The sequence below is a fragment of the Pseudolysinimonas sp. genome, from assembly GCF_031389465.1.
In the GTDB taxonomy this organism is placed as follows: domain Bacteria; phylum Actinomycetota; class Actinomycetes; order Actinomycetales; family Microbacteriaceae; genus Pseudolysinimonas_A.
The window spans coordinates 1-5,497 of sequence record NZ_JANMSQ010000027.1 but is presented as its reverse complement, the minus strand read 5'-3'; the positions used below and the strand labels follow the sequence as shown (position 1 = coordinate 5,497).

General features: G+C 67.7%; 7 protein-coding genes. 2 read left to right on the top strand and 5 right to left on the bottom strand.

Going from position 1 to position 5,497, the window contains the following annotated elements; genetic code table 11:
- Positions 1–51: 51 nt before the first annotated feature.
- From RMO30_RS01130 to RMO30_RS01120, 3 genes are read right to left on the bottom strand one after another with little or no spacing between them, the layout of a single operon-like run.
- Positions 52–447, bottom strand: coding sequence for a type II toxin-antitoxin system death-on-curing family toxin (locus RMO30_RS01130; protein WP_309708377.1), 396 nt, complete (start codon positions 445–447; stop codon positions 52–54).
- A complete protein-coding gene (locus RMO30_RS01125; protein WP_309708374.1) occupies positions 444–650 on the bottom strand; it encodes a ribbon-helix-helix protein, CopG family in 207 nt (68 codons plus the stop codon). Before RMO30_RS01125 ends, RMO30_RS01130 begins: the two co-directional genes overlap by 4 nt.
- A 12-nt stretch (positions 651–662) precedes the next feature.
- A complete protein-coding gene (locus tag RMO30_RS01120) occupies positions 663–1,853 on the bottom strand; it encodes a benzoate/H(+) symporter BenE family transporter (RefSeq protein WP_309708372.1) in 1,191 nt (396 codons plus the stop codon).
- 116 nt (positions 1,854–1,969) lie between these two features.
- Here RMO30_RS01120 and RMO30_RS01115 point away from each other — a divergent pair, with 116 nt between their 5' ends.
- Positions 1,970–2,617 (top strand): hypothetical protein, encoded by a 648-nt coding sequence (locus RMO30_RS01115; protein WP_309708368.1) that lies wholly within the window; start codon positions 1,970–1,972, stop codon positions 2,615–2,617.
- Between the two features lie 3 nt (positions 2,618–2,620).
- Here RMO30_RS01115 and RMO30_RS01110 read toward each other — a convergent pair whose 3' ends face one another.
- A complete protein-coding gene (locus RMO30_RS01110) occupies positions 2,621–3,667 on the bottom strand; it encodes an LD-carboxypeptidase (protein ID WP_309708365.1) in 1,047 nt (348 codons plus the stop codon).
- 31 nt (positions 3,668–3,698) lie between these two features.
- Entirely contained in the window at positions 3,699–4,976 is a 1,278-nt protein-coding gene (gene clpX / locus RMO30_RS01105; RefSeq protein ID WP_309708363.1) for an ATP-dependent Clp protease ATP-binding subunit ClpX, read from the bottom strand.
- A 105-nt stretch (positions 4,977–5,081) separates the two neighbouring features.
- Between clpX and RMO30_RS01100 the strand changes: the two genes are divergently transcribed.
- On the top strand, positions 5,082–5,497 hold a 416-nt coding region (locus RMO30_RS01100; RefSeq protein ID WP_309708361.1), incomplete at its 3' end, for a hypothetical protein.

Here is a 5,497-nt window from a genome sequence, read left to right as displayed (position 1 = left end):
GGTCGAAGGATCCGCTCGAGGCGTACCGCGAGTTCCGCGGCCGCGACGCCGTCATCGAGCCTCTGCTGAAGCGCCGCGGTCTCTCGTAACGAGGTGCGCGCGGATGATCGTCGCCGCGGCATCCACCTCGAGGTCGCCGCGCGCAACGCCGAGCACAAGGTCGAACGCGGTGTCCGTTGACATCTCGTGACGGTAGCCGTTGATCCACAGGAACAAAACAGTCAGCGTCCAGGCCGACCGCTTGTTGCCGTCGATGAGCGGATGATTGCGTGCCAATGACTCGAGCATTGCGGCAGCCTTCAGTTCGAGGCTTTCGTACGCGTCGGCGCCGAAGATCGTCGTCGCGGGCCGGGCTAGCGCCGACGCCAGCAGCCCCGCGTCGCGCACGTGGAAGCCGAGCCGACTCACCGCGTGCAGCGCGTCGTCGAGTTCGAGGTACTGCGTCACGCGTCTTCGAGGCGCGCGAGAAGTTCGGCATCGTGGCTCAGCACGAAGTCAAGCCCAGCGTCGATCTCGGCGCGGCGGGAGTGACGTTCAACGACCCAGGACGCACCTTGAAGCAGTAGAGCGCTCTTAGAGGTGTGCTGGGCCTTCGCGACGAGGTCGAGACGCGCATCGAGCTCGTCGGGAATGCGGATCGTGATCGCCATGCCGTCACTATATCAGTCTGATACCACTTCGGGGTGGTGCTTTCGACGCCAGGGAAGGAACCAGAGCATCACGAGGCCGCCGACTAGGAGGGCCCAGAACGCGGAGCCGATCCCGGCGATCGACACCCCCGAGACCGCGACGAGGAAGGTGACGATCGCGACCAGCCGGTGTGCCGGTTCCTCGAGGGCAGCCGTCACCGCGGCGACGAGAGCCCCGAGCAGTGCGAGCCCGGCGACCGCGGTGATGAGGATCGGCGGGCTCGCGGCCACGAGCACGGTCGCCGCGCCCGACAGCAGGCCCAGCACGGCGAGCGATCCCCCGGCCGCGACCGCCGCGACCCAACGCTTCTCGCGGTCGGGGTGGGCGTCGGGGCCGGCCGCCATCGCCGCCGTCATCGCCGCGAGGTTGAGCGAGATGCCGCCGAACGGTGCGGCGACCAGGTTGCCCGCGCCGGTGCTGAGGAAGATCGCGCGAGCCGGAGCATGTTCGTAGCCGAAGGTGCGCAGCACCGCGAAACCCGGCACGTTCTGGCCCGCCATCGTGACCAGGTAGATCGGGATGCCGAGGCCGAGCACCACCGCGAGGTCGAGCCTCGGCACGACGGGAGCAAGTACCGGCAACGCTCGCGCCCCGGACAGGTCGACGCCGCTGCTCGACAGCACCACAACCACGACGGTCACGACGACGGCCGCAGGCACCGCCAGCCGAGGCGCGAGCTTCGCGAGCACGAGCCAGGTCAGCACGATCGGCAGGGCGAGCAACGGCTCCTGCACGCTTGCGGTGACGGGTGCGAGACAGATGGGAAAGAGGATGCCCGCGAGCATCGCACTCGCGATCGGTTTCGGGATGCGGGTAACCGTGCGGGCGAGCCACGGCCACAGCCCGGTGATCACCAGCAGCACACCGCACAGCAGGAACGCCCCGGCGGCGCTGCGGAAGTCGTCGGTGCCCTCTGACGCCAGCAGCAGCGCGGCCGCGGGTGTCGACCAGACCACCGAGATCGGGATGCGGTACATCGTGCTCAGCACGACGGTGATGAGCCCCGGCACGACGCACAGCACGAGCAGACCCGAAGCTGCCTGGTAGTCGGTCGCCCCGACGTTGCGCAGTCCCGCGATCAGCAGGGCGAACGACGACGCGAATCCGGTGACTCCCGCGACGAGGCCCGCGAAGATCGGTTGGGCGAGACTGGCGGGGCGCATCCGCTCAGCCTAGAACTCCGCGTCCGCTGCCGGGCCTGGCGGCCCACGAACAGGGGAGTCGCGCTTTCGGCGACGGGTGGGGCACCATGAATCATTGATCGGTCTGGGGGGACATCATGATCAGAAAGCTTCTGGCGTCGAAAGGGGCGCTCATCATCGCGGCGGCGCTCTTCGCGGCGGTCGCGATTGCCGTGCCGACGACCGTGTTCGCCGCGACAACCCCGGGCGGCCTGCTTGCCGCGTTCACGGGCGGGGTGCCATCCGCGACGCCGGAAAAGCTCGATGGGATCAAGTCGGACGGGGCGGGCGAGATCGCCGAAGCACCCGCCAAGCCCACGCCAACGCCGACCCCTGAGCCGTCGAAGGACGCGGACGTGTCGCCCGACACCGAGCCGGAACCGAAGCCGATCGAAGCGCCCAAGCCAACGCCGACCGAAGAGCCCAAGCCCAAACCGACGCCCGACCCGGCGTACCAGGTTGAGGATCCGGCGGTCGCCCGGGCCGCCTTCGACGCTCACCGTTCCGTTTCCGGTCTCCCGGCGTTTGCCACCTACAGCGGCAACGACTGCACGAAGGTGGGGTATGGGGCCGCGAAGTCGCTCGTGGGGTCGGCGGCGCCGTCGGCGGTGATCCTCGCCGAGGCGGAGTGGCTTGTACTCAGTGCCGCGGGCGAGGGCCGCATCACCACCGCGAAGGTCAATGGCTGGTACGACGAGAGCGGTCGCTGGCGCGTCGATCTCGCGGTCTACGACTGCGCCGCCTGACTGTTAGCCGAACGCCTCTGCGACTGCCGGTTCGAGAAGCCGAAGGCTCCGTCCCGAAACGTCGATCTCGGCCAGCACGTTGTTCGGCAGGATCCACTGTGGATCGGTGTGGCCGAAGTCGAGGTTGCTGACGACGGGCAGGTCGTCGCGCCCGAACTCGGCGAGTACCTGCACGATGACGGCATCCAGTTCTCGCGACTCGGCCGGCGTGTAGTCGCGCGGTCGACCGATCAGCAGACCCGCGAGCTTGTCGAGCCCGCCGCCGATGCCGAAGCTGCGCAGCCAGTGCTCGGTGAACGCCACGGGCGGCTTGTCTTCGCTGGTCTCAAGAAACAGGATGCGTCCGGCGAAGAACTCTGCCTCCGGCCAGTAGGCGGTGCCCTTCAGAAACTGCAGCACCTCGATGCATCCGCCGAAGAGTCGACCGCTCACAGCGCCCGACCCCTGCAACCAACGCCAGCCGTCGTGCGGGTGCGGCTGGCCGACCTCGTGGCCGACCTGCCGGTGCCAGTTGGGGTAATGGTCGACCCAATGCGGATACGCACGGTAGGTCAGGGTGCCTGCCGGCGCGAACAACACGTCCCGCACGTGCTGCTCGAGTTCGGGGAAGTGCCGCAGTTGGGCGAACCCGGCCATGACTGACGGTCCGTTGAAGGTCACGAGACCGGCCCGCGCGTAGGTGGTGAGCATCGTCGAGGTGTCGGAGTATCCGATCAACACCTTCGGATGCGTCACCGCGAGATCAACGTCGAGGTGCGGTAGCAGCCGGATGGAGTCGGTGCCGCCGATCTGCGCGACGATGCCTGCAATCGAGTCGTCGGCGAAGGCGGCGTTGAGGTCGGCTGCCCGCAGTTCGGGGTGGTTGTAGGAGTACTCGGGCTCGAAGGCGGTCGACGGAAACTCGACGACCTCGAGTCCGAACGTCTCACGCAGGGTGGCGAGGCCTGCGGCGTAGACCTTCGGATACACCGACGCGAGCGACTGCGACGGGGCGACGATTGCGACCCTGTCGCCCGAACTGAATCGCCGGGGACGGATGACGTCAGGCATGGCGCGCGACCGGGCTTGTCGAGCGGTTCCGCTACGCGGACTTCTCGGCACGGCGCGGTGCGCGCGGCACGATCGTCGGTGCGGCGTTCTCGAGCACGGCGGCCTTCGTCACGACAACGCGCGCGACATCGTCATCGCTCGGCACGTCGAACATGATCGGGCCGAGCACCTCTTCGAGGATCGCCCGCAGGCCGCGAGCGCCGGTCTGGCGCAGTTTCGCGAGATCGGCGATCGCTTCGAGGGCATCCGTCTCGAACTCCAGCTCGACGCCGTCGATCTCGAACATGCGCTGGTACTGCCGCACGAGCGCGTTCTTCGGCTCGGTGAGGATCTGCATCAGCGCGTCCTGGTCGAGCGGCGTGACGGTGGTGACGACCGGGAGGCGACCGATGAACTCGGGGATGAGGCCGAACTTGTGCAGGTCTTCGGGAAGCACCTCACTGAACAGTTGCTGCTCGTCGCGCTTGCTGTGCAGTGGAGCGCCGAAACCGATGCCGCGCTTGCCGACCCGGGCCGAGATGATGTCTTCGAGCCCGGCGAATGCGCCGGCCACGATGAACAGCACATTCGTCGTGTCGATCTGGATGAACTCCTGGTGCGGATGCTTGCGCCCCCCCTGGGGCGGCACCGAAGCCGTCGTGCCTTCGAGAATCTTGAGCAGCGCCTGCTGCACGCCCTCGCCCGAGACGTCGCGCGTGATCGACGGATTTTCGGCCTTGCGGGCGATCTTGTCGACCTCGTCGATGTAAATGATGCCGGTCTCGGCCCGCTTGACGTCGTAGTCGGCGGCCTGGATGAGCTTCAGCAGGATGTTCTCGACATCCTCACCGACGTAGCCGGCCTCAGTAAGCGCGGTGGCGTCGGCGACGGCGAACGGCACGTTGAGCCGCTTCGCGAGGGTCTGGGCGAGGTAGGTCTTGCCGCAGCCGGTGGGACCGATCAGCAGGATGTTCGACTTCTGAATGTCGATGTCGTCGATGGCCGACTCCGCGGCGCTGATGGTGCCGCGGGCCCGGATGCGCTTGTAGTGGTTGTAGACGGCAACCGAGAGCGCCTTCTTCGCGGGCACCTGCCCGATGACGTACTCCTCGAGGAACGAGAAGATCTCTTTCGGCTTCGGAAGGTCGAACTCGCTCGTGGCCTCTTCGCCGGCTTCGGCGAGACGCTCTTCGATGATCTCGTTGCAGAGTTCGACGCACTCGTCGCAGATGTAGACACCGGGGCCCGCAATGAGCTGCTGAACCTGCTTCTGGCTCTTCCCACAGAAGGAGCACTTGAGCAGGTCGGCGCTCTCACCGATCCTCGCCATAACCACTCCTCCCCGTAGGTTGTGATCGAGCCTAACCCGAACCGCGGTCGTGGGCTCGCAGCGCGTGCGGAACCCCGCCCCGGCGCGCCGCTTAGGCTGGATGCCGTGCAGAGTAGGGCGTCACGCGTCGCGCGCGGGTGGATCACCGGCGCGTTCGCCACCCTTGCCGCCGCGGTCTCGCACGGGGTCGCCGACGGTGCGGCTCCCAGCACCCTTGCACTCGGATCCGCCCTCGTCTTCGCCGGGGTGCTCGGCACGTTCCTGGTCGGGCGTCGTGCCTCGCTCCCCCGCCTGGTCGCGATTGTCGCCGGGTCGCAGCTCGCGTTCCATCTCGTCTTCTCGTGGCTGACGCCCGGCACCGCGACAGCGGCCAGCCACCACGTTTCGCCAGCGGTGCTCGACCCGGCGGTCGCCCACCACGGAACAGACCCGGAGATGTGGGCCGCACACGCGCTCGCGATGCTCGTCACGATCGTCTTCCTGCGTCGCGCGGAGCTTGCGCTGTGGAGCCTCCTGCGCGA